Raw genomic sequence first — 26,592 nt, 5'->3', positions numbered from 1 at the left:
GCGCGTGCGGTGTCGGCGGCGCCCGCGGCGGCGCCCGCGGCGGCGCCCGCGGCGGGGGCCGACAGTCTGGCCAGGGCGGTGAGCTCCGCCTGCCCGAGCGCGACCGCATCGAACCCGGCCCGGGAGACGTCCGCGACGCTCTCGATGTCCACCCCGACCGGGCCGAGGAAGGTCAGGGCGAACGCGACGCACCCTACGGCGCGACTGAGGCTGACGTGCAGCGGGTGGGTCCCCGCTCCGGCCCCGGGCGACACCGCCACCAGCGGCCGGCCGTGGTCCCGGCCGCCGCAGTGCGGACAGTTCCGCTCGATGCGCACGAGGCGCGGATCAACGCCGAGCGCCCAGGCAGCCGCGGCCGCCAGGAACCGACGGTCGTCGGCATCCGTGGACCCGCGGGGAGCGACGACGATGAAGACGTCTCCGGCTCGCTCAGGGTTCACGACCCCCAACCTACCTTCCCCGCCGGTGCCCGGTCAGAGCGCGTGCCCGGTCAGTGCGCGAGGCCGGTCAGAGCGAGTGCCCGGTCAGTGCGCGAGCCCGCTCAGCGGGCGGCCCGTCCGGTGCGACACTGGTAGCTGTTAGCTAAGGAGAGCGCGCGTGGCACTGATCGACAACGCTGTATATGTGAAGGGCCGCCGGGCCGCGAACCCGACGACGCTCGACGAGACCTATGAGGTGATGAAGGCCCACCAGGGCTTCGCCTGGATCGGGATGTACCGGCCCTCACCCGACGAGGTGCGCTCGGTCGCGGCCGAATTCAGCCTGCACCACCTCTCGGTCGAAGACGCGCTGAAGGGCCACCAGCGGGCGAAGCTGGAACGCTTCGACGACATCCTCTTCGTCGTGCTACGTCCGGCCCGCTACCTCGACCAGGAAGAACGCGTCGAGTTCGGCGAGCTGCACGTTTTCGTGGGCCCGGACTTCGTGGCCACCATCCGCCACGCCGAGTCGCCCGACCTCGCGCAGGTGCGCGAGCGCATGGAGAAGACGCCGGAGCTGCTGGCCCTCGGGCCGGAGGCCGTGCTCTACGCCATCCTCGACCAGATCGTCGACGAGTATGGGCCGGTCGTCGCCGGGTTGGAGAACGACATCGACGAGATCGAGGACCAGCTCTTCGATGGCGATCAGGCCGTCGCCCGGCGCATCTACGACCTCTCCCGGGAGGTGATCGAGTTCCAGCGTGCGACGCAGCCGCTCGTGGGCATGCTGGAGTCGTTGCAGAAGGGCTTCACCACCTACAACGTCCCCGCGGAGCTCAGCCACTACCTGCGTGACGTGCTCGACCACACCCTGCGGGTTGTCGAGCGCGGCGACGCGTTCCGCCAGCTCCTCGACAATGCCCTAACTGTGCACAGCACCCTTGTCACCCAGCGCCAGAACGAGGAGACCCGGCGGTTGTCCGAGACCAGCCTCGTCCAGAGCGAAGAGGTCAAGAAGATCTCGAGCTGGGCGGCCATCCTCTTCGCGCCCACGCTCGTGGGCACCATCTACGGCATGAACTTCACCCACATGCCCGAGCTCACCTGGGTGTTCGGCTACCCGTTCGCACTCGCCCTCATGCTCGTGATGGGCGTCGGCCTCTACGGCGTCTTCAAGAAGAACGGATGGCTATAGCCGGCGCCGGCTGGGCAGCACGCCAGGCATCGACCTCGGCAGTCAGGGCCGCCTTCTCCCCGTTCGTCAGGAACGACGCCTCGATCCCGTTCCGGGCGAGCAGGGCCAGCCGGTCCGGTCCCAGGCCGAACTCCGCATCGACCGCGGCCAGGTTGTCGTCGATGTAGCCGCCGAAGTAGGCCGGGTCGTCGGAGTTGATGCAGGCGAGCAGCCCGCGGTCGAGCATCCGCACGATGGGGTGGTCGGCGAGGGTGTCGATCACGCGCAGTCGCACATTCGAGAACGGGCAGACCGTGAGCGGGATGCGGTCCCGCACAAGCCGGTCAAGCAGCACCTCGTCTTCCAGGCTGCGGATGCCGTGGTCGACGCGTTCCACCCCGAGCAGGTCGAGGGCCTGCCAGACGAAGTCGGGCGGTCCTTCCTCGCCCGCATGCGCCACCAGGCGCAAACCGTTCTCGCGGGCCAGAGCGAAGACCTCGGTGAAGAGCTCCGGGGGATAGCCGACCTCGGCCGAGTCCAGCCCGATGCCGTCGATCGGCACCCCACCGGCGAGAATCTCTCGCAGGATCTGCAGGGCCTCGGCGGGTGGACGGTCCCGGAGGAACGTCACGATCAGCTTCGTGCTGATGCTCCACTCGTCGACCGACCGGTCCAGGGCGTCGCGCACCCCCGCCAGGGCGGTGACCAGCGGGACGCCCCGGCTCGTGTGCGCCTGCGGGTCGAAGAAGAGCTCCGCGTGCCGCACCCCGGCCGTGCGGGCGCGGGCCAGGTAGGCGCGGGTCAGGTCGGTGAAGTCGATCCGTTCACGCAGCACGTCCAGGGCCCGGTAGTAGAGGTTCAGGAACGACTGCAGGTCGGCGAAGTCGTACTGGGCGCGCAGCTCCGCCAACGACGCCCACGGCAGAGTCACCGCGTTCCGTGCGGCCAGCTCGAAGAGCAGCTCCGGTTCGAGGGTTCCCTCGATGTGCAGGTGGAGTTCGACGAGGGGGAGTTTCATTGCACCATTCTCGCCGAGGCGAGCCGAATCGCTGACGGCCGCACGCGCATCCGGAGGCCCCGTTTTGAGACAATTCGGGGCTGAATCCGCGCAATTCCGGGCCGCCTGCCGGGGAATCGGAGGGATTTGGCTTATGGTGTCGAGTGTGTGGCGCCTCGATAAGAAACTAGATGACGACGACATCCTGACGGAGATTCAGGATGCTCCGCCCACCGACCCGCACGATTCTGCGGCTCCGCACGCGGTCAGCTTGGGCGATCCGTCCCTCACCGTGGGCAATGTGGCCGACCCGGTCTGGCAGCGCTGGCGCGACGAACTCGCCGAAGTGGGCGGGCGTTCCCCGCTGCTGCACTTCAGCGACGGACCCCGCACGCGGATCGAACTGAGCGCCACCCATCCGGGCGGTCTGCCCCAGTTCATCACCGGCAAGACGGCTCTGCTCTCCAACCTGATCCGCGACGAGCTGGCCCTGCGCAACGCGCGGCTGGCGGCCGGCGAGATCACCCAGAAGGGCATCGAACTGCGCTCCATGCGCGGCATCGAATCGGTGCACCTGGCCATCGGCCTTGCCGAGTGGCGCCACAACGATGTGGACTACAGCGCTCCCGTGCTGCTGCGCCCCCTCGCCATCCGCCGCTACGGCCGCGATTTCGAACTCAAGCTCAAGGGCCAGCCGTTCCTCAACCCGGAACTGGCCCGCGCGCTGAAGGACCAGTTCGAGATCGTTCTGGATGCGGATGCGTTCGTGGCGTTGGCCGTCACCAACGGCGCCTTCAAACCGCAGCCCGTGATCGACCGGTTGCGCGGCCTCACCTCGCACCTGCCCTGGTTCAACGTGGTACCGCGCCTCGTGGCCTCCGTGTTCGCCGACGTCGGCCGCGCTCTCGCCGCCGATGCGGCCAACCTGGACCATCCGCTGCTCGACGCGATCGGTGGCAACGCCAGCGCCCGGCGCGCCATCGAGACCGCGTACAACCCGGTCGTCCCGCTCGGCCAGGATTCCCGGCCACCGGCCACCGACATCCTTCTGCTTGACGCGGACTCCGAGCAGGAGAACGTCGTCGCACAGATCGCGGCCGGCAACTCGCTCGTCGTGAAAACCCTTCCCGGCACCGGCGGCACGCAGACGATTGTGAACGCGATCGGCTCGCTTATCGCTCAGCACAAGCGCGTGCTCGTCGTCAGCGCCCGCCGCTCCAGCCTCGACGGTATCGCGCACCGCTTGGTGCAGGTCGGGCTGCCCGGGGTCGCCGTGACCCCCCGCACCCTGCGCCGGGACCTGATCCAGGCGATCACCCGCAACGAGAAGGCCACCCAGCCCATGGTCGGCGACGTCGACGACGCGCTCGTGCGCCTGCGCAAGGTGCTACTCGACTACCGGTCGGCGCTCACTCGCCGCGACCCGGCGCTCGGGGTGTCCGTTCTCGACGCCCTCGGTGAGCTGGCACGCCTCGCGCAGCTGCCCTCACCTCCCTCGACCACGGCCAGGCTCGACCGACGCGCGCTCGAACGCCTGGCGCGGGGTCGGCCGGCCGCCGCCGCCACCCTGATCAAGGCGGCTGCACTCGGTGAATTCCGCTACGGACCGGGCGACTCGCCCTGGTACGGAGCCTCCTTCTCCTCCACCGCGGACGCCTCGGCGGCGCACCAGCTGGCCAAACGGGTCAACCAGATCGAACTCCCGCGCCTGCTCGAGCGTGCCGCCGGACTCGTCGGCCAGACCCGACTGCGACCGTTCGAGACCATCGCCGAGCTCGGCGTCTACCTGCGGCTGCTGCTCGACATCCGGGAGACGCTCGACAAGTTCCAGCCGGCCGTCTTCGACCGGTCCCTGACCGAACTGATCTCCGCGACCGCGTCCCGCCGGGAGTCGCCCGAGATGACCGGCGCGAACCGTCGCCGTCTGCGCAAGCTCGCTGTGGAATACCTGCGCCCCGGCGTGCACGTGAGCGACATGAACGAGAGCCTGCGCCGCATCCAGCAGCAGCGCACCCTGTGGCAGCGCTTCGTAGTCGCCGGCGTCACCCCCGAGGTGCCTGTGGGTATCTCGGATGTGCACGTGGCCTACCAGCGCGTCTCGGAAGACCTCGCGAGCCTCGACATTCCGCTCGGAGCGGCCGGAACCACGCGTCAGCTGTCGAACCGCCCGGTGAAGGAGCTCATCTACACGATCTCCGGCCTGGCCGCCGAGAGCGAGGTACTGGCGAACCTACATGAGCGCACCGCGCTGCTCGCTACCCTGCGCGAACACAATCTCGACCCGCTGATGACCGACCTGGCCCAGCGCCACGTGTCCGAGAGAGACGTCGCCGACGAGCTCGAACTCGCCTGGTGGCAGTCCGTGCTCGAGACCATGCTCAGCGGCGACAAGGCCCTCCTGAACGCCAACACGCAGGTTCTCGACCGGCTCGAGGCCGACTTCCGCCTGGTCGACGAGGCGCACGCCTCGACCACCGGGCAGCTCCTCGCCTGGCTGCTCGCCGAGACCTGGAAGATCGGCGTCGTCGACTGGCCCGAGGAGGCCGACAACCTCAGGCGCCTGTTGCGCGCCGACCGGGCCACCCCCACCCGCCTGCACAAGGCCGCCCCGCACCTGGGCCGCGTGCTCGCCCCGGTCTGGCTGGCCTCGCCCTACGAGGTGGCGGCACTCGCCGACCAGATGAGCTTCGACACCGTCCTGCTCGTCGACGCCGGCGCCACCACTCTGGCCGAGAACGTCGGCGCCATCCGTCGCGGCCGGCAGATCGTCGCGTTCGGCGACCCGGTCACGCAGACACCGTCGTCGTTCGAGACCGGCATCACGGCCGCCGCCGACGACCGCGTCGAGCAGGAGACCAACGTCGACGCCCTGCACGCCGACTCGGCCCTGGCCCGCCTCGGCGAGCTGCTGCCGACCCTCACCCTGACCCGCAGCTACCGCGCTGGCGGCGAAGACCTCGCGGAACTCGTCAACCACCGTTTCTACGGCGGGCGCATCGACTCCCTGCCCTGGGCGGGCAGCTACCTCGGGCACGGCAGCCTCACCATCAACTACGTGGCCGGCGGGCACGGCATGCCCGACGCCGACTCCGGGGCCGTGGAAAGCGTCGACGCCGAGGTGGCCAAGGTCGTCGAACTCGTCATGGACCACGCCGTCAAGCGCCCGAAGGAATCACTCATGGTCATCACGGCCAGCGCGCGGCACTCCGTGCGTGTGCACCAGGCAGTGCTGTCCGCCTTCTCCAAGCGTACCGACCTCTCCGACTTCATCCTGAAAGACCGGGCCGAGCCATTCACTGTGCTCACCCTCGAGCAGGCCGTGGCGCAGAGCCGCGACCGGGTGATCTTCTCCATCGGCTACGGCCGCACCCCGCACGGCCGTCTCCTGACGAACTTCGGTTCGCTCGGTGAACCGGGCGGTGAGCGGCTGCTGGCCATCGGCATGACCCGGGCCCGCCGGGCCATGGACATCGTTTCCTGCTTCCGCCCCTCCGACATCGACGAGGATCGCCAGCGCCACGGCATCCTCGCGCTCTCCCAGGTGCTCAGCGAGACCGAGGCGCGCCGCAACGAGGCCCAGGTTCCCGACGCAAGCGAGGCGATGCTGGTCGACCTTGCCCGCCGCCTGGAACGCCTTGGCCTCACCGTGTCGCTCGGCCACCGCGGCAAGCTGGCCCTCGCCGGCTCGCACGCGGGCCGTGCCGTCGTCGTCGAAACGGATGCCGTCGTCGGCCGGTCGAGCTTGCGCGAGTCTCTGAGGCTTCGCCCCGAAGTGCTGCGCCGCCTCGGCTGGCACTACCTGCGGGTGCACAGCTTCGAACTCTTCAGCAACCCGGACGCGGTGGCCGCCCGCGTGGCGGCACTCGTCGGACTGTCGGTGCCGCCGGCGGCTGCCGAATCCTCCGCGCATGGCTCGGCCGCGCATGGTACGACGGCGCCTGGTTCGACGGGGCCTGGTTCGTCCGGGCGTGGTTCGACGGGGCCTGGTTCGTCCGGTCCGGTGCGCCGACCTGGTGCCTGAGCGCGGCGTACCCGAGCGGGATGGTCTCGACAAGTTCGACCACCGGGATAAGGTCGGCCACCGGGACGCATCCGTCGTTCCCCGGCAGTCCGTCGTCAAATCGGCCGGCACGTCCCGGCGTGCTCGGCTGACGCCCGCGCCCGACACCGACCCCGATCCGCACCCACCGGTTCTGCGCGAGGAGGGCGGCATCGTGCCCGCCGATCCCGCCGGACATGGCACCCGCGGCGTCAACGACGAACGGCTCCGTCAGGACCGCCCGCCGCACTGGTAGCCGAAGGGACGGAGTTGGTGACTGCCGTGGATGAGTGAGGCCGCATCGTCGTGGGCGATGGGCCAGCCGAGCCCGTGTGTGTGTGGCTAACTCAGGACATCCGCCGGCCGCATTCACCAGCCGCCGCGGAGCAGTGCGGAACCGGCGCGGATGCCCGACCCGGCCGGACGGATCTCCTGAGTTGGCCACAACCCCTGCCTGCTGTGCAGCAGCGCTTGTGCCGTTCGGTATCCACCACGCGCTCCGCCCGCGGCCCGAACGAATTCGACGGAGATTCTGCCCGTATCGTCCGGAAACAGGCCGAAATCCCGCTCAAACGTCAGAATCTCCGTCGAATTGGTTCGACCCCGGACACGGCCTTCCGCCTGTACTGAGCAGCGTCAACGGGGGCCGGTCAGAATTGGCTTGCCGGGAGCGGTAACCAATCGATGAGGCCTCACTCATCTAGAGCGTGTGCTTCGGACCCTGGTCGAGTGTCGCGCCGGCGGCCAGCAGGTCGCGGATCTCGGTCAGGAGGTCGAGTTCCGTTGTGGGGGCGGCGGCATCGGCGGTGGAGGGAATTCCGACTGCACGGCGACGCTCCTGCGTGTGCTTGAGGTGGTTGAGCGGCATCACGAAGACGAAATAGACGACGGCCGCGACCAGCAGGAAGTTGATGGCCGCGGCGAGCACGAGACCGAACGACAGGCCGCCCCCGCCGGGAAGGCCGATGACCATCGCCTCCGCCAGGCTCTCCGAGTCGAAGATCGCCGCGATCAGCGGGTTGAAGATGCCCGTGACGATCGCGCTGACCACCCCGGTGAACGCCGCGCCGATGACCACGGCGACAGCAAGCTCGATGACGTTGCCGCGCATGATGAATTCTTTGAAGCCCTGGATCATGGTGAAACTCCGGTGAGGTCTCGGCGCCGGGACAGGCGAGTGGTGTGCTGAGGTGCTGAGGCGGTGAGGTGCTGGGGGCTAGGAGGCCTTCGCGGCGGACGCGGGCGTGTTGCTGGTGCTGGTGCTTGCGACTTTCGTCGGGCCGGAGCTGTCTTTCGCGGGGGCCGCGGACTTCTCGCTGGAGGAGCCGGAACCGGTTCCGGAGCCGGAATCGCCCGACTTCGCGTCTGAGCTCTTGTCTGACTTTTTGTCCGGGGTCTTCGACGAGCGCTCGAGCGAGCGCTTCGCATCCGACCGGGCGTCGTTGCTGTAGAAGCCGGAACCGCTGAAGGTCACGCCGATGGACGAGAAGACCTTGCGCAGCTTGCCGCCACAGGTCGGGCACGTGGTGAGCGAGTTGTCGGTGAATGCTTGCTGGATGTCGAACGCGGTGTCGCACTCGGTGCAGCGGTAGGAATAGGTAGGCACTGGAACTCCGATGGGGGACCGGCCTGTGGGCCGGAATCTCCGATTATGAAATGGCTTTCGTTGAACAGGAAGTAGGGGGAGGGCCGATCAGAACGCGATGATGCGCGTGGGGGTGACCAGGCCGTCGACCGGCTGGTCGTGAACCTCGCGGGGCACCTCGTCGACGAATTCGTTGTCGAAGACGACGGCATACACCGGCGGGCACTTCTCCATCGAGCCTAGGGTCTTGTCGTAGTAGCCGCGACCCCAGCCCATGCGCAGGCCGGTCGCATCGACGGCGGCGGCCGGCACGATGATGAGGTCAACGTCGTTGATCGCGATCGGGCCCAGCAGGCTGCCGCCTGCCTCGGGGGCGCCCGAGAGACCCTCGAATTCGGTCTGGTCCTCGCCGACGGTCCAGTCGAGGAGTCCGTCATCGCGGGACACCGGAAACAGCACCCGGATGCCCTGGGCCTCCGCCCAGTTCACGAACGGGCGGGTGTCCGGTTCGTTGCGGGAGGACAGGTAGCAGGAGATGGACCGGGCCGACAGATCCAGAGTGATGCTCTGCAGATTCTGAGTGAATCCGGCCGTCGCGGCCTCCCGCTCGACCGAGGTCAGGTTCTGGCGGCGCTCCCGCAGCTCGGCGCGAAGCGCGCGCTTTCGATGACCGATATCGGAATCCATATATCTCATCCTAGATGCCGATATCGTAGGGACCATGGGGACACCAATTACCAAAGCCGTCATTCCTGCTGCAGGACTGGGCACTCGTTTTCTTCCGGCCACCAAGGCCATGCCGAAGGAGATGCTGCCGGTCGTCGACAAACCGGCGATCCAGTACGTGGTGGAGGAGGCCGTGGCCGCGGGCCTGACCGACGTGCTGATGGTCACCGGGCGCAACAAGAACGCGCTGGAAAACCACTTCGACCGCATGACCGAACTCGAGGCGATCCTGAAGAAAAAGGGCGACCACAGCCGACTGGAGAAGGTCAACCACGCCACCGACCTGGCCGACATCCACTACGTACGCCAGGGTGACCCGCTGGGCCTCGGCCACGCGGTGCTGCGGGCCAAGATGCATGTTGGCAACGAACCGTTCGCGGTGCTGCTCGGTGACGACATCATCGACGCGCGCGACCCGCTGTTGTCGAAGATGCTCGCCGAGCAGAGCACGCGCAATACCAGCATCATTGCCCTGATGGAGGTGGAGCCCTCACAGATCCACCTTTACGGAGCGGCCGCGGTCGAGGCCACCGACGATCCCGACGTGGTGCGGGTCACCGGGCTGGTCGAGAAGCCCAGCACCGAGGATGCCCCGTCGAACCTGGCCATCATCGGCCGCTACGTGCTACGCCCCGAGGTCTTCGAGGTGCTCGAGCGCACCCAGCCGGGCAAGGGTAACGAGATCCAGCTCACCGACGCGCTGCAGGAGATGGCGCTGAACCCGGTCACCAGCGGCGGCGTGTACGGGGTCATTTTCCGTGGCCGCCGCTACGACACCGGCGACCGCCTCGACTACATCAAGGCCATTGTGCAGCTTGCCGTCGACCGCGAGGACCTCGGACCGGACCTGCGGCCCTGGCTGCACGAGTTCGTCGCCACTCTCGACTAAAACACGCGCGGTAGATTAAGGAAACACCATTTCGGCATTGAGTAGACGGGCACACTGTGGCGATCGCAATACCGACGCTTCATGAGGGTCCCGTCACACTGCGACCGATCCGATTGCGCGACGACCGCAACCTCGACCGTTCCCTGATGGAGAACCGGGGCTGGCTGCGCACCTGGGAGGCCACCAGCCCCTATGCGCCGATGTCCTTCGACACCCGCGCCAGCATCCGCAGCCTGCTTGCGCACTCTCGTGCCGGCAGCGGGCTGCCGTTCCTGGTCGAATACCAGGGCGAGCTGGCCGGCCAGCTCAACGTGTCGTCGATCACCTGGGGCTCCCTGTCGTCGGCCACCATCGGCTATTGGGTGGGCGAGGAATTCGCGGGGAAGGCGATCACGCCCACAGCCGTAGCCCTGGCCACCGACTACTGCTTCGGCCAGCTCGGGCTGCACCGCATGGAGATCTGCATCCGACCCGAGAACGTGCCCTCGCTGCGGGTCGTGGAGAAACTCGGCTTCCGCTACGAGGGTCTGCGTCGCCGGTACATCCACATTAACGGCGACTGGCGCGACCATTTTTGCTTCGGGCTGGTGGCCGAAGAGGTGCGCCAGGGCGTGCTGCACCGCTGGCAGTTCGGCCAGGCGCCGGCCGACGCCGCCCGGGTGACGGACGTCGATCGGGCCGCGGCCGCGCATCCGTTGACGGTGAGTGACCGATGAGTGCGGGAATTGCCCGTGACACACCCTCGATAATCATCACCGCATGGCTACGGCCCTCTTACCTTAGAGATTATGAGTAGCGAGATCCTGGGCGGGGGAGTGATGATTGCGGTCGCGGCTGCCCTGTGGGTGACCTATCTCATGCCGACCTGGGCGCGCCGACGCCAGTACCTCACCACCGAGCGCAACGCTGTTCGCTTGCAGCAGACCATGCGCATTCTGGCGGAGACGTCCGAGGTGCCCCAGCAGGTGCGGCTCGAAGCGAATGCCCGAACCGTCCTGACCCAACGCAAGCTGCTGGCCCAGGCCGAAGACGATGCCCGTGCCGAGGCGAAGGCGGTGACGGATGCCGCCGCGTCCGCCCGGCGCTCCGCCGCGGCCCTGGCCGCCACAAACCGCGCCGCTGCCGCTCGAGAGGTCGCTGCCCAGGCTTCCGCCGTGCGTGCCGGCGCCGTGGGCGCCGGGGTCGTGGCCGGATCGCCGGGTCGCGCTCGCGCTCTGCGTCTGCGCCGGGTGCGAGCGCTGACCTCCCTGATCCTGCTCGGGGGCATCCTCTTCTTCGTCTCCGGGGTTCTCGCGGTGGCAGCGGGCGGAGCCTGGACCGCAGTCCTCGCCGGCCTGGCTACGGTCGCGCTCGCTGTCGGGGCGCTGTCGCGCCTCGCCCGCACATCTCGCCGCGCCCACCAGCACGCTGCCGCCGCGAATGGCTCAGAGGTCAGCTACCCCTCCGCCCGCGTCGGGCAGGCCTTCGAGTCCGTGCACCTCGAGGAGACGCCGGTCGTCGCTCCGAGCTGGACGCCGCTGCCGCTGCCTCGGCCGATGCACCTGTCGCGCGGATCCGTCGCCCAGGCGGCGATGGCATCCGTGGATGCCGCCGCCGAGCTGCGGAAGGTAGCCGCAGAGGCGGAACTCGCCCGCCGGGCCGCGGCCCTCGAGGTGGCCGTCACCCCGCTCACGCGTGCGGCGCCCGGTCGCGAGAATACTCCGGCCGTGCCCGCAGCGAGCCGGTTCGCGTCGATGGGGGTCGTCGGAGACACCGCTCCCGGCATGAGCGACCTCGACGACGTGCTGCGCCGTCGCCGCGCCGTCGGCTGACCGAACCCGGGCCCATTCGGGCTCTAGCGGGCGGTTCGGCGAAACTCGGTCGCCGCGCGTGATATTCTGCATAAGCGGTTAGGGGCTATGGCGCAGTTGGTAGCGCGTCTCGTTCGCAATGAGAAGGTCAGGAGTTCGAATCTCCTTAGCTCCACCGAGATAGTGACAATCGTCAGTCGCAGGCCCCTGGGAAACCGGGGGCCTTCTTCTTTCTGTCTTCGTCTTCAGGCCGACGAGCCATTCCGTCGCCGAACTCGGAGATTTTCGGTTCATGCGGCGTGGTGCGCCGGGGTGAAAGGCGTGTCGCAAAAATCTCCGAAATGAGAGTTTCTGATCCAAGCCGAGTTCACGTGCCGACCTGCGCCGGCCTCAGCCGCCGAGCGCCGATCGGCCGACGAACGTCTCCATGGTGAGCACGGTCGTGCCCTCCACGTCGGTTGTGGACAGCGCCACGCGCACGGCACCGAGCTCGGCCAGGGAGGAAACGTGGGTGCCGCCGCAGGGGATGCGCACGTCGTGTGCCGGCAGCTCACAGACCCAGTACCGGCGGTCGGTCAGCAGTGGGCCGTCCCGGTCGATGCGCACGCTCGCGTCCGTAGCCACCCACCCGGCGAGAGAGGTGTTCAGCATCGATTCGATCTCGGCCAGTTGGTCGGCCAGTTCCTCGGTGACGAAGCCCTTGCGGCGCAGGGATTTGCCGAGCCGGTAGGTGTCCACGGATTCGTTCTCACCGATGAGGGACACGTCGATCGCGGTGCCGTCGAAGTCGGGGCTGCCGAGAGCGTCGGTGCGCACGTCCTTCTTCCACCGGTTTGCGAGAGCCAGGTTGAGGGCGAGGGAGGCGAGGTGGCACGCGGTGTGGCCCGCGGACATCCGTCGCCGGTAGCCGGTGTCGACGACGGCGTCGACCGGCTGCCCCTCGATCAGGGCGGCATGGGGCTGCACGATGTGGGCCACGACGAACGCCCAGCCGGGCGTTCCCTTCGGCACCGGGATGTCCCGGCCGAGATGCAGCGCCGACCCGTCCGTCGCTCCGACGACGCAGTCCAGCACCGGCAGCTCGATTCCCTGGGCGCGCAGCACGGCCCGGTCGGGACCCTGGTCGGGCCAACCCGCGTCGACCGGGTGCACGGGGGTGGTGTCGAGGAGCACGGCAAGCAGTCCGGTCGGGAGCGGCTCGACGTGCAGCACCGTCGCGGTGCTCTCGGTCTGCCCGGCCGGGTAGCTCACTTGGGTGTCCATGGCGGGAAGGGTCATCGGCAGGTCCTTTCGGAACATAAAAGGGTGTTGCCGCGGCTAGCGCGGCAACACCCTGAGTTTAATCGTGGAGCAGGCGCTAGGCCTTGCGCGCCTTCTCGGTCGTCTCGTTCGCCTTGGCGTGCTTGTCGGCACGCTTCTCCTTCAAGGACTTGCCGGCAACCTTTTTGGATGCGTCCTTCTTGGGTGATTTGTCAGCCATGTGTACTCCTTCGAACCGAGCCCCAGCGGCACCGTGACTTCGACCCTACGCGGGTTGCCGCGAAACGGCACCTTCCCGCTCGCACCGGCACCCGGGCCTGTGCAACTTGCGCGCCCGGCCGTAGGCTGAGACCGACGCGCCCCGCCAGGGAGGCAGACGTCTCCACCCGGAGAAAGGGATCCAAATATGAGCGACATGACCACCTACGAGGCCATTTTCTACGGACCCAACGTGATCGCCGCCGGCACGCCCCGGAAACTCGAGTACGTGAACGGCGAGTACCAGCAGGAGGTCGTGCTTGAGGAGACGGAAGACGGCTCAACCGTGCGCCGCAGTTTCCGGATCGGCCACGAAACCGAGGAACCGATCCCTTACCGCTTCGTTGAGGAGGAGACCGAAGACCCGCAGGGCGAAGCGGATATTCCCAACTAGCCGGAACCGCTTGATTCGTCCACCGGGTCAGATCCGGGTACCGGGGCCGCGGCCGAGCCGAACGGGCAAAGCCATCAGCGGCCCCACGAAGCGGCGCTGAAGCCTGCGCGCCGGACCCCAGACGAACTGCACCACGTACTGGGCGAGGATGGCGCCCGCCGCCAGCGCAGCGGCCACGGCACCGGCGGTCAGCATGCTGAGCAGGCCGTCGATGTTGCCGTCGGACAGCTGCAGCAGGCCGCGGAACAGGATCAGCCCCGGAACGAGGGGGACGAGCGCGGAAACGACGATCACCAGCGGGGGAGTGCGCACGATCCGGGCCGCGATCGCGGCCAGCAGACCGACACCCATGGCGCTGAGAGCCGACGACCAGACCAGGCCGAAGCCGGCGCTCGCCCCACCCAGATAGAGCAGCTCGGCGACGGCGCCGAGCAGGCAGACCACCCAGAACGCCCGCCACGGCACCTGCACGGCGAGGCCGAAACCGGCGACGATGACCATGGCGGCGGCGAGCATCACGGGCAAGTCGGCCAGAGTCGGCGTGAGGTTGGCATCGACGCGCAATTGGAACCCGAAGCGGGCCACCAGCAGTGACGCCCCGGCCACGCCGGTGACCAGGCCGCCCGTGATCAACAGGGCCTCCATCATCCGTGCCGTGCCGGTCAGGTAGAAGCCGGACAGTGTGTCGTGGACCGCGCCGAAGGTGGTGACGCCGGCCAGGAGCATGATGATGGTCGCGATGACGACCAGGGACGGATTCGCCGAGGTGTCGATGAGTGCGACGATCGCGGCGACAATCGGCCCGATCGCCCCGCCCACCACGTTTTGGTAGAAGACGGGAACCTGCCGGCGGTCGAGCGAGGTCGTGATCAGGTCGATGAAGAAGGTGGCGACGAAGGCGGCGACGCAGACAACCAGCCCGCCGCCGATGAGCACGGCGGCCCCGGCTCCGACGAGGCTCCAGCCCAGCCGGCGGTACAGGGCCGGTACCTGCGGCTTGGCGCTGACGATGGTGGCCAGGCGTTTGCGGGCATCGGCGACATCCGGCGGCGAGTCGAGGATCTCGGCGATCAGCTCGGAGGTGGCCGCGAGCTTGCTGTAGTTGAGCGAACGGTACTTGACGTTGCGGCTCCGGGTGATGGACTCGTGCGTGGCCGGGTCCTCGTGGGTGAGCGCGATGATCGTGTGCGTGACGTTGGCCTCGGTTCCCCTCAGCCCGTAGGCGCGGGTGATGGCTTCCATGGCGGCCGTGGCGTCTTCGGCTCCGGCGCCGGCCGCGAAGATGACCTCCGCGAGCCGCATGGTGAGGTCGAGGACCGAGCGGGTGTAGGCGGCGCTGTCGAAGACGTTGATCGCGCGGGTGACATCAGACATCGAGCGGACCCAGCCAGGCGGCAGCCACGGTGGCGTGCGCCGATTCGGCGTCGGACGGGTGGAAGAGCCCGGCAAGAACGTCGCGGTACAGTCGCCCGAGCTCGTTCCCGGCAAAGTACGACGAGCCGCCGCTGACCCGCAGCGCCTGGTCGACGACCAGGCGCGCGGTCTCGGTGGCGCGATACTTCAGACCCGACAGGAGCGGGAACCACCGCGGGCCGTGGTCGGCCTGAGTGGCGAGATCGTGGGCGAGGGCGTCGAGCTGGGGGTACAGGCCATCCATCATCATCGCGGCCTCCGCGACGCGCCAACGGATGTCCGGGTCCTGCGCCAGGGTTCGGCCGTCGTGCTTGAGCGACGTGCGCCGCTTCGCCGCCAGCACGGCCAGCTCGACCGCGCGCCGGCCGATGCCGGTGTACACGGCAGCCAGCAGGATCTCGAAATTGGCGAAGATCGCGAAGATCAGCGGGTCAGGGTTCGGCCCGGGATCCAGCCGCCGGAAGACCTGCTCCGGGCGGGCGGATGCGCCGGTGAGCACGGTGCTGCGGCTCTGGCTGGCTCGCATGCCCAGGGTGTCCCAATCATTCTTCTGACTGACGCCCGGGTCGCCCCGATCGATGAACGCCCAGACGATTTTCGGGCCGTCGACGGAGTCCCGGTCGATCCCCATGGTGCCGAGCCGGGTCCAGGCCGGGGAGAGCGTGGTGAAAATCTTGGTGCCGGTGAACCGGTAGCCGCCGTCTGGCTGCGGGGTGGCCGTCGTGATCGAATCGGAGAGCACGAGGTCGTTGCCCGGCTCGCTCACGCCGAAGCCGAAGATCTCGCCCGCGGCGGCGCCGTGCAGCACGCAATCGAGGCTGTCGTCGCCGCGCTGATGCAGGGTGAGAGCCACGCCCGTCCAGACGAGGTGCATGTTGACGGCGAGGGCCGTGGCCGGGGCGTGGGCGGCGAACCGGATCTGGTCATCGGCGACCTGCTGCACGCTGCGCCCGAGGCCACCATGGGAGACAGGCACGAGCGAGCGGAGGTAACCGCAGGCGATCAGGTCGGCCAGATCGTCGGCGGGGAACGTATTGTCCCGGTCATGCTTCGCGGCACGAGAACGGATGCGTTCGAGCAGCTCGTCACCGAGCGGGGAGAGTTCGGTAGACGTGTACACCAAATAAGTTTACGCAGGCGTGCGCCGCTTGCGTGCCAACCGGATCACCAGGTAGACGATTGCTGCGACCAGGCCGAGAGCGAGCAGCCAGGGCAGCGCGAAGCCGATGGCCACGATCGCGGTACTGAGGGCTGTCAGGAGGGCGTTCCAGCCGGCCGCGATGGCATCCCAGAAGTCGTCCGGGGTGCCGGGATCCACTGTGCCGGTCGAGTACAGGTCGAGCGTGATGGTCGAGAAATCAACCTGGTCGGACAGGTAGTCCCGCTGCGCCTGCAACCCCTCGAGCTCGCTCTGCCGCTCGGCCAGCGCGTTCTCGACGGCGATCAGGTCGGTCGTGTTCGTGGCGCTCGTCATCAGGGCAAGTAACCGGTCGACCGAGGTCTGCAGCGAGGTGATCCGGGCATCGAGGTCCTGGGTCTGCTGGGTGATGTCCGAGGCGTTGAGCGACACGAAGTTGACGGTGCCGAGCTGCTTCAGCTCCGCCAGCGTGCGGTCGAGCTCATCCGAGGGGATGCGCAGGGTGAGGTTCGCGCTCGCCGGCTGGTTGCCGGTGGCGGGGTTCTCGGTGCGGCTATCTATCCGACCGCCGGCCTGCTCGGTGATGGTGACGGCATCCTGCACGGATGCGATCGGGTCCTTCACGGTGATCGACACCATCCCGGTGGTGATCACGTCGCGCTTGCTGGAGGCGATCTCGCCCGTGCTGCCGTCCGGGAAGGTGCGCGAGTCGAGAGACTCGCCGGGTTCGGCGCCGGGTGTGACGGTCCCCGGATTGACGACGCCCGGTTCGGCGAGGCCCGGGGACGTGGCGGGGCCGCCGGAGTCGGTGGAAGCGCCGGGCACGGAGCATCCGGTCAGCAGCAGTGTACTCAGGAGTACCGCGGCGATCGCGGGTAAACGCTTCATGGCCCCACTGTACGACCGCTGTCGCCGGCTCTGGATCACAATCGAGTCTCGGCATGCGGCGCGCGCTTCGCGTGCATGCGCCGCCTACACCGGTCGCCGAATGGACGCCGTTCACGGCGATACTGGAACCATGACCTGGTGGGCGACCCTCTGCGAACGGCTCGGCTGGTCACGCCCGCCGCTGCTGCACATCGCAATCGATGAGGGAACCGGTCCGGTCGTGATCCTCGTGCACGGCATCGCCTCCTCCTCGGAAACGTTCCGGGAACTGGTGCCACTGCTTGTGCCCAGGCACCGGGTCATCGCCGTCGACATCCTGGGTTTCGGCGAATCGCCGATCCCCGAGGGGTGCGAGTATCGGCTCGAGGACCACGTCGAGGCCCTGGCCACCACGATCCGGTCGCTGAAGCTCCGCGAGCCGTTCATCCTGGTGGGCCACTCCCTCGGCAGCCTGATCGCGGCCCGGCTGGCGGCGATGCCCCGCACCCGCGCGTCCCGTCGAACCCAGGTGTCCCGGGTGGTGCTCGTGGGGCCGCCGGTCTATCTGTCGCCGACCGACATCGGTGACCGCTGGGTGCGGGCCCGGGTGAACGCCTACCTGCGCGCCTACGATTTCCTGCGGCTGAACAAGGAGTTCACTCTCGCGAACGCGGCCATCATCGCACGGCTGCTGCCGAAGGGCATCTTCGAGCTGACGGAGCGCGACTGGACCCCGTTCGTGAAATCGCTGGAGCACTGCATCGAATCGCAGACCGTGGTCAGCGACATCGCGGCCGTGCGAGTGCCGGTCGACGTGGTCTACGGTGTGCTGGACGCCTTCATCGCGGCCGGCTCTATGACGGTGATCGAACGGATGCGCCACGTCACCATGCACCGCGTCGAAGCGAACGACCATCTCATCCGGCCGCGGCTCGCCCGGGCACTGGCCCGGGTCATCGACGCGGACGACAGAGCCGGGGCCGGGGCCTTGTCCGCGGCTGCTGCCTCGTCGGTCACGGCTTCCGCTTTGGCTTCCGTGGCTAGGCTGGAGAAATGGACACACGAACCCTCGGAAAAACCGGCCGAATCGTCTCCGTGATCGGGCTGGGCACCTGGCAGCTGGGAGCGGACTGGGGTGACGTGTCGGAGGCCGACGCGACCGCGGTGCTCGCGGCATCCGTCGACGCCGGCGTCACCTTCTTCGACACCGCCGACGTCTACGGTGACGGCCGCAGCGAGCAGATCATCGGTCGATTCCTGGCCGGCAGCGACGCCGCCGCCGGCATCACCGTGGCCACCAAGATGGGCCGACGGGTCGACCAGCTGGCCGAGAACTATACGCTCGCCAACTTCCGGGCCTGGATCGACCGGTCCCGCACGAACCTCGGCATGGACACCCTGCACCTCGTGCAGCTGCACTGCCCGCCGAGCGACGTGATCGAATCCGACGAGGTCTACGACGCGCTCGACACACTCGTCGCCGAGGGAGCCATCGCCGGCTACGGGGTGAGCGTCGAGACCTGCGACCAGGCTCTCGCAGCCATCGAACGGCCCGGCCTGGCCAGCGTGCAGATCATCCTGAATGCGTTCAGGCTGAAGCCGCTCGAGGCCGTCGTGCCGGCCGCGCGCGCCGCCGGTGTGGGCATCATCGCCCGCGTTCCGTTGGCGAGCGGCCTGCTGACCGGAAAGTACACCCGGGAAACAACCTTCGCGGCGAACGACCACCGCAACTACAACCGCGACGGCAGCGCCTTCGACGTCGGCGAGACCTTCTCCGGTGTGGACTATGAGACCGGCCTGGCAGCCGCCGCGGAGTTCGGGGCGCTCGTGGGCTCCCTGACCGAGGAGCTCACGCCCGCGCAGGCCGCGTTGGCCTGGGTGGCCCAGATTGACGGCATCAGCTCGGTCATCCCCGGGGCCCGATCGGTGCAGCAGGCTCGCGGCAACGCCGCTGCCGGTTCGGTCGCCCCGCTCAGCCTCGGGCTCAACGAGGGCGTGCAGGATATCTACGACCGGATGCTGCGCGAGCAGATCCACCGCCGCTGGTAGCACCTGTCCGGTCGGGAGTGCCAGTTCCGCGGGTCGCTCTCGACCGGAACGGGGACTCTCGCGCGGACCTGTGGAGGCGGCATTGTCGCAAGGCACTGCGGCTCCGGCGAACCAATTCGACGGAGATTTTTGGGTTGAAGCCGGTTTCCGGCTTGTTTGGGCGGGTTTCGGTCGAAATCTCCGTCGAATTCGTCAGGGGTGCGGGAGAGGGGCGCGGGGCTCTGAGCGCGACCCGCGGGCACCGATCCGGGTCGAGCCGAGATTCAGTCCAGGTCGTCGGGATCTCTGCCGGTGCGCTGGCCGGCGTCGATGGCGGCGATGGCGGCATGGTCGCCGGCGTTGAGTGTGAAGTCGAAGACGTCGAAGTTTTCCCGGATGCGCACCGGTGTCACCGACTTCGGAATCACCACATTGCCCAGCTCGAGGTGCCAGCGGATGACCACCTGTGCGGCCGTCTTGCCGTGCCGGGCGCCGATGGCGTCGAGGGTCTCGTTGCCGATCGCGCGGCCGCGGGCCAACGGCGACCAGGCCTCGGTGAGGATGCCGTGCGCCGCGTCGTACTCGCGCACGGTGGACTGCTGCAGCCACGGGTGCAGCTCCACCTGGTTGAGGACCGGAACGACATCCGTTTCGGCCAGCAGACGGTCCAGGTGGTGCGGCTGGAAATTGGACACCCCGATCGACCGGGCGCGACCTGAGGCGCGCAGCGTCTCGAGGGCGCGCCAGGTGTCGACGAAGAGGTCCTGGCGGGGTGCGGGCCAGTGGATCAGAAAGAGGTCGACGTAGTCGAAGCCGAGTTTGCCGAGGCTCACGTCGAAGGCGCGCAGGGTCTTGTCGTAGCCGTGCTGGTCGTTCCAGACCTTCGTGGTGACGAACACGTCCTCACGGGGCAGGCCGGAGCGGGCGATACCCTGGCCGACGCCGGTCTCGTTGTCGTAGAGCGCCGCGGTGTCGATGTGGCGGTAACCGGCCTCCAGGGCGACCTGCACAGCGTCGGCCGCCGCGGCATCCGCGATCTTGTAAACGCCGAGCCCGAGCTGGGGGATACCGTGTCCGTCATGCAGGGGAAGTAACGGTGAGAGCGTCATCCCCCCATCTAACCTCGTCCTACTGCGCCGAGGCGTGAACCGACACGATTGAGGGGTGCGCGCGACGCTCAACCTCGCAATTGTGTCGGTTCACCGCGCGATGAGCGGAGGCGGCTAGGAGACCTGCACCTGGATCGGTGCGGTGTCGGGGAGCGGGCTCGCATCGCGGCCGCGCAGGTCGGGGTGCCAGCGCCGGCCGAGCGCGGGGATGATCGTGCCGAGCCCCGCGAAGCCGGCCGCGACCAGGATGGCCGCCGTGGCGCCGCTCTGGTCGATCATGAAACCGGCGATGGCGGAACCCAGGGCGGCGCCCATCAGCTGGCCGGTGCCCACCCAGCCGTAGGCCTCCGCGGTGTCACTGAACTTGACGCTCGCGGACACGATGCCGAACAGAACGGCGAAGGCCGGCGCGATTCCGATTCCCGCCAGCAGCAGGGTGGCGGCCAGCCACCAGAAGCTGAGCCCGAGGGTGGCGAGCCCGAGGCCGACGGTGACGATGAGCATCCGTGCGGCCAACGCCCAAGGGCCGATCGGGGCGTGGCCGAGGGCGAGCCCGCCGATCAGCGAGCCGAGAGCGAAGATGCCGAGCACCCAGCCCGAGTCCGCGCTGCCGTGCCCGAACGCGGCCACCACACCCGCCTCGACCGAGGCGCAGGCGGCTACCAGCATGAAGCCGACGATGGTGCTGAGCATGACCGCCGGGCGTTTAAGAACGACGCCGAGTTTGCGGCGGCTACGGGGGATGCGCACCCGGCTGACCTCGGGCAGCACCAGAAACCAGACGCCGCCGCCGATGAGGAAGATGGCGGCGAGCAGGATGCCGGCGACCGGGCTGACCTGGATGGCCACGAACGTGGCAATCACCGGGCCCAGCACCCAGATGATCTCCTGGGCCGACGCGTCGAGCGAGAACAGCGGCGTGAGCTGGCGGGAGTTGACGATCTTCGGGTAGATGGTGCGCACGGCCGGCTGAATCGGCGGTGTGGACAACCCGGCGATGAGCCCCACGGCCATCAGAACATAAATGGGCATGCTGACCAGAGCCATTGTCACGATGGAGGTCGCGCAGACGACGAGGGTGGCCGTGATCACCGGACGCATGCCCCAGCGGCCCATCAGTCGGCTGGTGAGCGGCCCGGCGACGGCCTGTCCGATGCTCATGGCGCCCAGCACGAGGCCGGCGGCGCCATAGGAGTCGAAGACCTGCTCGATGTGGATCAGGAACGCGAGCGACAGCATCCCAAAGGGGAACCGAGCTGTCAGTTGTGCGGCGATGACGCGAGCAACGCCCGGAGTCTTCAAAAGGGTCCAATAGCTGCTCACTTACTCAAGTCTACGTCCGCCGAGGTAGCGTGAGCGCGTGCGAATACTGATTACGGCCGACGAATTGGCAGCCATGCTTGAGTCCCGAAGCGACGTTCGGGTGCTGGACGTGCGCTGGAGGCTGGGTGGCCCGCCCGGGCCGGACGAATACCGGGCCGGCCACATCCCCGGCGCCGTGTACGTCGACCTGGAGACCGAGTTGGCCCGGCCCGGCGAACCGGCCGACGGGCGGCATCCGTTGCCCACCCGTGCGACGCTGCAGGCAGCCGCTCGCCGCTGGGGGCTTCGTGACGGCGATACGGTCGTGGTCTACGACGACCTGGGCGGGGTGTCGGCAGCCCGTGCCTGGTGGCTGCTGCGTCATGCCGGGGTGCGCGACGTGCTGCTTCTCGACGGGGCGCTCGCCGCCTGGCGCGCCGCCGGCCTGCCGCTCGCGGTCGGCGAGCTGGCCACAACAGAGCTGAGCGCGGAAACGGTCCGTCCGGGCACGATCACCCTCTCCGACGGGGTGCTGCCTGTGCTCGACACGGATGCCGCCGCCGCGCTCGCGCAGACCGGCGCGCTCCTCGACGCCCGCGCTGCGGAGCGCTACCGCGGGGACACGGAGCCGATCGATCCTCGGGCCGGCCACATCCCCGGCGCGATCAGCGCGCCCACGGCCGACAACCTCACCCTCGACGGGCGCTTCCTCCCGGCCGCCGATCTGCGCGCCCGGTTCGAGGCGCTCGGAGTCACAGCGGGCGGCAGGGTGGGCGTCTACTGCGGCTCCGGCGTCACCGCCGCGCACGAGGCGGCCGCTCTGGCCATCGCCGGGTTCTCACCGGCGCTCTACCCGGGCTCGTGGTCGCAGTGGTCCAACCTGCCGGGCCGCCCGGTCGCGACGGGCGACCCTCGGGCGTGAAATCCGCGCGAAACACGCTTCCGGTCATACTGAGACTCGGGGAAGCCTGTCCACGCTCAGTAGGGCTGGCCCAAAACGTTATCTGCGCACGGAATCCGCGTGAGCGTGCTGTTATATGCTCGCTTTTGTCGAATTCCGTTAACGGACCTCAAAGACGAACCAGACACATCCGACAACCACGAAAAAGGTTACGCAATGCGCGCTCAATACCTGCTCCCGGCTCTCGCCGCCGTCACGGCACTCCTGCTCACCGGCTGCGTTGACAACTCCACGGACACCACGGGCGGAGCAACGGCCGACTCCTCCGCCAGCGAGATCGCCGTGGACGACGCCGCCGCCGCGATGCTTCCCGCCGAGGTGGCCGACTCCGGCACGCTCGTCATCGGGACCGACCCGACCTACGCTCCCAACGAGTTCAAGAACGAAGCCGGTGAGCCGATCGGCTGGGGCATCGAGATCGCTGAGGCCGTCGCAGCCAAGCTCGGCTTGGAGCCGGAATTCCAGGTCGCGAAATTCGACAACATCATTCCGAGCGTGACCGGCGGCAAGGCCGATATCGGCGTGTCCTCCTTCACTGACAACGTCGAGCGGGAGAAGCAGGTCGACTTCGTCAACTATTTCGTCGCCGGCATCCAGTGGGCCTCGGCCGTCGGCAACGACGTCGACCCGGACAACGCCTGCGGGCTGAAGGTCGCCGTGCAGGCCACCACGTATGAGGACACCGACGAAGTGCCGGCCAAGAGTGACGCCTGCGTCGCGGCCGGCAAGCCGGCGATCGACAAGCTGAAGTACGACACCCAGGACCAGGCCACCAACGCGGTCGTGCTGGGCCAGGCCGACGCGCTCAGCGCCGACTCGCCCGTCACTCTCTACGCGATCGCCCAGACCGAGGGCAAGCTGCAGCCGGCCGGAGAGACCTTCGACGTGGCGCCCTATGGCATCGTGGTCGCCAAGGACTCCGAGCTGACCAAGGCCGTGCAGGCTGCGCTGCAGTCCATGGTCGATGACGGCACCTACGGTGACATCCTCGACGAGTGGGGCGTCGCGGATGGTGCGATCGAGACGATCACGATCAACGCCGCGTCGAACGGATAACGCATGAGCACCACGACTCCACCGAAGGCGGGCGGGGCAACCCGCCCGCCCGGGGAACCGGCCCCATCGGTGCCGATCAAGGCCATCAAGCTGCGGCATCCGTGGAGGATGGTGTTCGCCATTCTGCTTGTGGTGGTCTTCGTCTCCATCGTCGTCGACGCCGCGCTCCGGCCGGCCTACGACTGGCCCGCCGTCGGCAAGTACCTCTTCGACCGCCGCATCTCGCAGGCGGCCGTCGTGACCCTGCAGCTGACCGTGTACTCCATGGTCATCGCGATCGTCCTCGGGGTGATCCTGGCCGTCATGCGGCTCTCGCCCAACCCCGTGGTGAAGAGCCTGGCCTGGTTCTACCTGTGGATCTTCCGTGGCACCCCGGTTTACGTGCAGCTGACGATCTGGGGTCTGATCTCGCTGATCTACTCGAGCATCGACATCGGCATCCCGTTCATGGACCCGTGGGTGTCCTTCTCGACCAACGCGGCACTGAGCACGTTCACCATCGCCATCATCGGGCTGGCCCTGAACGAAGCGGCCTATATGGCTGAAATCGTGCGCGCCGGCCTCCTGGCCGTGGACAGCGGCCAGGAGGAGGCTGCGACGGCGCTCGGAATGAGCTGGTCGCAGACCATGACGCGGGTGATCCTGCCGCAATCGATGCGCGTGATCATCCCGCCGACGGGCAACGAGGTCATTTCGATGCTGAAGACCACGTCGCTCGTCACCGCCGTGCCGTTCAGCTTCGAGCTGTTCACCCGGTCGCGGGATATTTCCGCGGAGACGTTCAACCCGATCCCGCTTTTGATCGTGGCCTCGATCTGGTACCTGTTCTTCACGTCCATCCTGATGGTCGGCCAGTACTTCCTCGAAAAGCGCTTCGCCCGCGGCGTGGGCGACCGGCAGCCGGATCGCAAGGATGCCGTCGGCACCGGAACGGGAACCCTCACCGGGGTCGTCCCCGTCATCGGTTCCGGGCAGCCGTCGGTGATCGCACCGCCGCGCGAGAACGATCCACCAGCCCACCCCGGAGGCGTGAAATGACCGACGTGAACACGCAGGCCGGGGCATCCGTCACGATTCCTCCCATGGTTCTGGCCGAGCAGGTATCGAAGAGCTTCGGCTCGAACGAGGTGCTCAAGAGCATCTCCCTCGAGGTGAAGCGTGGCGAGGTGATGTGCCTGGTCGGGCCCAGTGGGTCGGGCAAGTCCACGTTCCTGCGCTGCATCAACCACCTCGAGGTGCTCTCCGCCGGTCGGCTCAGCGTCGACGGCGAGCTGATCGGCTACCGGGAGACCAACGGCAAGCTCTACGAGATGGCACCCAAGGAAGCGTCCCGTCAGCGACGGGACATCGGCATGGTGTTCCAGCGGTTCAACCTGTTTCCGCACATGACGGCGCTACAGAACGTGATGGAGGCGCCGATCCGGGTGAAGGGGCTGTCGAAGGCCCAGGTGGAGCGGAGCGCTCTCGATTTGCTGGCCAGGGTGGGTCTGGCCGAACGCGCCGACTACTACCCGGCGCACCTGTCGGGTGGGCAGCAGCAGCGGGTGGCGATCGCCCGCGCACTCGCGATGGAACCCAAGCTCATGCTCTTCGACGAGCCGACCAGTGCGCTCGACCCTGAGCTCGTCGGCGAGGTGCTCGACGTGATGAAGGGTCTGGCCAAATCGGGCATGACCATGATCGTGGTCACCCACGAGATGGGCTTTGCCAAGGAGGTCGCCGACTCGCTCGTCTTCATGGACGGCGGTGTGGTCGTCGAAGCGGGCGACCCGGACGAGATCCTGACGAACCCGCAGCACCGCCGCACGCAGGCGTTCCTGTCGAAGGTGCTCTAGAAATAGTGCTCTAGAAATGTTGCTCTAGAAATGTTGCTCTAGGAAAACCGCAGCGACCGTCGCCGTTTGTGCCGAGAGTACCCGCCGTTGCGGCGACTCTCGGCACAAACGGCGATTCTCGTTCGGGCCGAGCAGTGTGACGCCGAGCCTGCCCTACGCCGGGCGGCTCTGCGGTGCGGTAGCCGCGGTCATCGCGGAATCGTGCTCCACGACGTCGCCGAGTACCTCGTCGATCTGCCTCATGCTCTCGGCCGGGATCTTCACTCCCGCGGCCTCGACGTTCTCGCGCACCTGCTCGGGGCGGGAAGCTCCGACGAGGGCTGCCGAGACGTTGTCGTTCTGCAACACCCAGGCCACGGCCAGTTGCGCCATCGACAGGTTGAGGTCGGCGGCGATCGGCTCAAGGTTCTGCACCCGGGTGAGCACGTCGTCGTTCATGAAGCGGCTGATCATGTCGGCGCCGCCCTTGAGGTCGGTGGCGCGCGAGCCGGCCGGCGGGGCCTGTCCTGCCTTGTACTTGCCGGTGAGCACACCCTGGGCCACGGGGGACCAGACGATCTGACCGACGCCGAGCTCGCGCGAAGTCGGCACGACCTCGTCTTCGATGACGCGCCACAGCATCGAGTACTGCGGCTGGCTCGAGATCAGGCTGAAGCCCAACTCCTGGGAGAGGGCGTGGCCGGCTCGCAGCTGCGCGGCGGTCCACTCGCTGACGCCGATATAGAGCGCCTTGCCCTGCCGAACGATGTCGGCGAAGGCCTGCATCGTCTCCTCCAGTGGGGTCTCGGTGTCGAAGCGGTGGGCCTGGTAAAGGTCGACGTAATCGGTCCGCAGCCGGGTCAGAGAACCGTTGATCGACTCCATGATGTGCTTGCGGGACAGCCCGACGTCGTTGTGGCCGCGCGGGCCGGTCGGCCAATAGACCTTGGTGAAGATCTCGAGGCTTTCGCGGCGGTGGCCCTTGAGGGCGTCGCCGAGAACGGACTCCGCCTTCGTGTTGGCGTAGACGTCGGCGGTGTCGAAGCTGGTGATCCCCACGTCGAGCGCGGCATGCACGCACTGCGTGGCGATGTCGTTCTCGACCTGCGAACCGTGCGTGAGCCAGTTGCCGTAGGTGATTTCGGAGATTTTCAGGCCTGATGAACCGAGATAGCGGAATTCCATGCCTACAGCCTAAGCGGAGCGGTCCCACTGTCGCTGGGTGAAAAAGCGGACGCATGTCGAGCATGTCGAGCATGTCGAGCATGTCGAGCCTGTCGAGCATGTCGAGACCTGGGACCAGGGGCCAGGGACCCCCTATCCGTTCTTCCGTTCGACCGCGTCCGTCATCCGGGTGCGGGACTTGGTCACGT

General features: G+C 68.0%; 25 protein-coding genes, 1 tRNA gene and 1 pseudogene. 14 read left to right on the top strand and 13 right to left on the bottom strand.

All coding sequences use genetic code 11. The annotated features are described in order from the left end of the window. Window positions 1–440 (bottom strand): annotated as a pseudogene (locus CXY81_RS01145) (hypothetical protein); the annotation flags it as partial. 157 nt (window positions 441–597) lie between these two features. On the opposite strand from CXY81_RS01145, the gene CXY81_RS01140 reads away from it, so the two are divergent. Beyond that, window positions 598–1,614: a magnesium and cobalt transport protein CorA gene (locus CXY81_RS01140; RefSeq protein ID WP_104193715.1), complete on the top strand. Its 1,017-nt coding sequence runs from the start codon at window positions 598–600 to the stop codon at window positions 1,612–1,614. Here the strand turns inward: CXY81_RS01140 and CXY81_RS01135 are convergent. Further along, window positions 1,592–2,611, bottom strand: coding sequence for an adenosine deaminase (locus CXY81_RS01135; protein WP_104171877.1), 1,020 nt, complete (start codon window positions 2,609–2,611; stop codon window positions 1,592–1,594). The genes CXY81_RS01140 and CXY81_RS01135 overlap by 23 nt on opposite strands. Window positions 2,612–2,744: 133 nt before the next feature. Between CXY81_RS01135 and CXY81_RS01130 the strand changes: the two genes are divergently transcribed. Further along, a complete protein-coding gene (locus CXY81_RS01130) occupies window positions 2,745–6,611 on the top strand; it encodes an AAA family ATPase (protein ID WP_233193916.1) in 3,867 nt (1,288 codons plus the stop codon). Further along, window positions 6,604–6,885: a hypothetical protein gene (locus CXY81_RS01125; RefSeq protein WP_104171878.1), complete on the top strand. Its 282-nt coding sequence runs from the start codon at window positions 6,604–6,606 to the stop codon at window positions 6,883–6,885. The genes CXY81_RS01130 and CXY81_RS01125 overlap by 8 nt, the downstream gene beginning before the upstream one ends. A gap of 444 nt (window positions 6,886–7,329) precedes the next feature. Here the strand turns inward: CXY81_RS01125 and mscL are convergent, their stop codons facing one another. The 3 genes from mscL to CXY81_RS01110 all read right to left on the bottom strand — a co-directional run bounded on the left by mscL (window position 7,330) and on the right by CXY81_RS01110 (window position 8,901). After that, window positions 7,330–7,767, bottom strand: a complete 438-nt coding sequence (gene mscL / locus CXY81_RS01120) for a large conductance mechanosensitive channel protein MscL (protein WP_104171879.1) — start codon at window positions 7,765–7,767, stop codon at window positions 7,330–7,332. Between the two features lie 78 nt (window positions 7,768–7,845). Further along, window positions 7,846–8,235, bottom strand: coding sequence for an FmdB family zinc ribbon protein (locus CXY81_RS01115; protein WP_104193714.1), 390 nt, complete (start codon window positions 8,233–8,235; stop codon window positions 7,846–7,848). A gap of 87 nt (window positions 8,236–8,322) precedes the next feature. Further along, window positions 8,323–8,901 (bottom strand): 5-formyltetrahydrofolate cyclo-ligase, encoded by a 579-nt coding sequence (locus tag CXY81_RS01110; protein WP_104171881.1) that lies wholly within the window; start codon window positions 8,899–8,901, stop codon window positions 8,323–8,325. Window positions 8,902–8,935: 34 nt separating this feature from the next. Here CXY81_RS01110 and galU point away from each other — a divergent pair, with 34 nt between their 5' ends. The 4 genes from galU (at window position 8,936) to CXY81_RS01090 (ending at window position 11,794) form a co-directional block, all read left to right on the top strand. Further along, window positions 8,936–9,829, top strand: coding sequence for a UTP--glucose-1-phosphate uridylyltransferase GalU (gene galU, locus CXY81_RS01105; RefSeq protein WP_104099575.1), 894 nt, complete (start codon window positions 8,936–8,938; stop codon window positions 9,827–9,829). 56 nt (window positions 9,830–9,885) lie between these two features. Next, a complete protein-coding gene (locus CXY81_RS01100; protein ID WP_104099574.1) occupies window positions 9,886–10,545 on the top strand; it encodes a GNAT family N-acetyltransferase in 660 nt (219 codons plus the stop codon). Between the two features lie 72 nt (window positions 10,546–10,617). Further along, a complete protein-coding gene (locus tag CXY81_RS01095) occupies window positions 10,618–11,640 on the top strand; it encodes a hypothetical protein (protein WP_104171883.1) in 1,023 nt (340 codons plus the stop codon). A gap of 81 nt (window positions 11,641–11,721) precedes the next feature. Further along, window positions 11,722–11,794 (top strand) — tRNA-Ala (locus CXY81_RS01090). Between the two features lie 215 nt (window positions 11,795–12,009). Here the strand turns inward: CXY81_RS01090 and CXY81_RS01085 are convergent. Together CXY81_RS01085 and CXY81_RS17160 are read right to left on the bottom strand one after the other, a co-directional pair. Then, window positions 12,010–12,897, bottom strand: a complete 888-nt coding sequence (locus CXY81_RS01085; RefSeq protein WP_104171913.1) for a metal-dependent hydrolase — start codon at window positions 12,895–12,897, stop codon at window positions 12,010–12,012. 79 nt (window positions 12,898–12,976) lie between these two features. Further along, window positions 12,977–13,099, bottom strand: coding sequence for a hypothetical protein (locus CXY81_RS17160; RefSeq protein WP_255408599.1), 123 nt, complete (start codon window positions 13,097–13,099; stop codon window positions 12,977–12,979). Between the two features lie 186 nt (window positions 13,100–13,285). Here CXY81_RS17160 and CXY81_RS01080 point away from each other — a divergent pair, with 186 nt between their 5' ends. Further along, complete coding sequence (locus CXY81_RS01080; RefSeq protein ID WP_104171884.1) at window positions 13,286–13,531, top strand: hypothetical protein; 246 nt, start codon at window positions 13,286–13,288, stop codon at window positions 13,529–13,531. A 27-nt stretch (window positions 13,532–13,558) separates the two neighbouring features. Here CXY81_RS01080 and CXY81_RS01075 read toward each other — a convergent pair whose 3' ends face one another. The 3 genes from CXY81_RS01075 to CXY81_RS01065 are packed head-to-tail and all read right to left on the bottom strand — an operon-like array spanning window position 13,559 to window position 16,970. After that, window positions 13,559–14,905, bottom strand: a complete 1,347-nt coding sequence (locus CXY81_RS01075) for a threonine/serine exporter ThrE family protein (RefSeq protein ID WP_104099570.1) — start codon at window positions 14,903–14,905, stop codon at window positions 13,559–13,561. Beyond that, complete coding sequence (locus tag CXY81_RS01070) at window positions 14,898–16,064, bottom strand: acyl-CoA dehydrogenase family protein (RefSeq protein WP_233193915.1); 1,167 nt, start codon at window positions 16,062–16,064, stop codon at window positions 14,898–14,900. The genes CXY81_RS01075 and CXY81_RS01070 overlap by 8 nt, the downstream gene beginning before the upstream one ends. A 9-nt stretch (window positions 16,065–16,073) precedes the next feature. Continuing rightward, on the bottom strand, window positions 16,074–16,970 hold the full coding sequence (locus CXY81_RS01065; RefSeq protein WP_104193712.1) for a DUF4349 domain-containing protein: 897 nt from the start codon (window positions 16,968–16,970) through the stop codon (window positions 16,074–16,076). Window positions 16,971–17,100: 130 nt separating this feature from the next. Here CXY81_RS01065 and CXY81_RS01060 point away from each other — a divergent pair, with 130 nt between their 5' ends. Together CXY81_RS01060 and CXY81_RS01055 are read left to right on the top strand one after the other, a co-directional pair. Continuing rightward, a complete protein-coding gene (locus CXY81_RS01060) occupies window positions 17,101–18,048 on the top strand; it encodes an alpha/beta fold hydrolase (RefSeq protein WP_104193711.1) in 948 nt (315 codons plus the stop codon). Further along, a complete protein-coding gene (locus tag CXY81_RS01055; RefSeq protein WP_104193710.1) occupies window positions 18,003–18,998 on the top strand; it encodes an aldo/keto reductase in 996 nt (331 codons plus the stop codon). The genes CXY81_RS01060 and CXY81_RS01055 overlap by 46 nt, the downstream gene beginning before the upstream one ends. Before the next feature lie 263 nt (window positions 18,999–19,261). Here CXY81_RS01055 and CXY81_RS01050 read toward each other — a convergent pair whose 3' ends face one another. Together CXY81_RS01050 and CXY81_RS01045 are read right to left on the bottom strand one after the other, a co-directional pair. Beyond that, the gene (locus CXY81_RS01050; RefSeq protein ID WP_104171888.1) at window positions 19,262–20,086 is read right to left on the bottom strand and encodes an aldo/keto reductase; all 825 of its coding nucleotides are present in this window, start codon (window positions 20,084–20,086) and stop codon (window positions 19,262–19,264) included. Between the two features lie 114 nt (window positions 20,087–20,200). Further along, entirely contained in the window at window positions 20,201–21,409 is a 1,209-nt protein-coding gene (locus tag CXY81_RS01045; RefSeq protein WP_104193709.1) for an MFS transporter, read from the bottom strand. Window positions 21,410–21,446: 37 nt separating this feature from the next. Here CXY81_RS01045 and CXY81_RS01040 point away from each other — a divergent pair, with 37 nt between their 5' ends. The 4 genes from CXY81_RS01040 (at window position 21,447) to CXY81_RS01030 (ending at window position 25,240) form a co-directional block, all read left to right on the top strand. Further along, window positions 21,447–22,310, top strand: a complete 864-nt coding sequence (locus CXY81_RS01040; protein ID WP_104193708.1) for a sulfurtransferase — start codon at window positions 21,447–21,449, stop codon at window positions 22,308–22,310. Window positions 22,311–22,505: 195 nt separating this feature from the next. Beyond that, window positions 22,506–23,405, top strand: coding sequence for an ABC transporter substrate-binding protein (locus tag CXY81_RS16540; RefSeq protein WP_104171890.1), 900 nt, complete (start codon window positions 22,506–22,508; stop codon window positions 23,403–23,405). A gap of 3 nt (window positions 23,406–23,408) precedes the next feature. Further along, window positions 23,409–24,443, top strand: a complete 1,035-nt coding sequence (locus tag CXY81_RS16535) for an amino acid ABC transporter permease (RefSeq protein WP_104171891.1) — start codon at window positions 23,409–23,411, stop codon at window positions 24,441–24,443. After that, a complete protein-coding gene (locus CXY81_RS01030) occupies window positions 24,440–25,240 on the top strand; it encodes an amino acid ABC transporter ATP-binding protein (protein ID WP_104171892.1) in 801 nt (266 codons plus the stop codon). Before CXY81_RS16535 ends, CXY81_RS01030 begins: the two co-directional genes overlap by 4 nt. 153 nt (window positions 25,241–25,393) lie before the next feature. Here CXY81_RS01030 and CXY81_RS01025 read toward each other — a convergent pair whose 3' ends face one another. Continuing rightward, entirely contained in the window at window positions 25,394–26,404 is a 1,011-nt protein-coding gene (locus CXY81_RS01025; RefSeq protein ID WP_104193707.1) for an aldo/keto reductase family protein, read from the bottom strand. Between the last annotated feature and the right edge of the window lie 188 nt (window positions 26,405–26,592).

Source organism: Cryobacterium sp. M25, from assembly GCF_002929635.1.
Taxonomy (GTDB): domain Bacteria; phylum Actinomycetota; class Actinomycetes; order Actinomycetales; family Microbacteriaceae; genus Cryobacterium; species Cryobacterium sandaracinum.
Note: the sequence above shows the minus strand (reverse complement) of the source record. Positions and strands in the feature narration are given on the sequence as shown.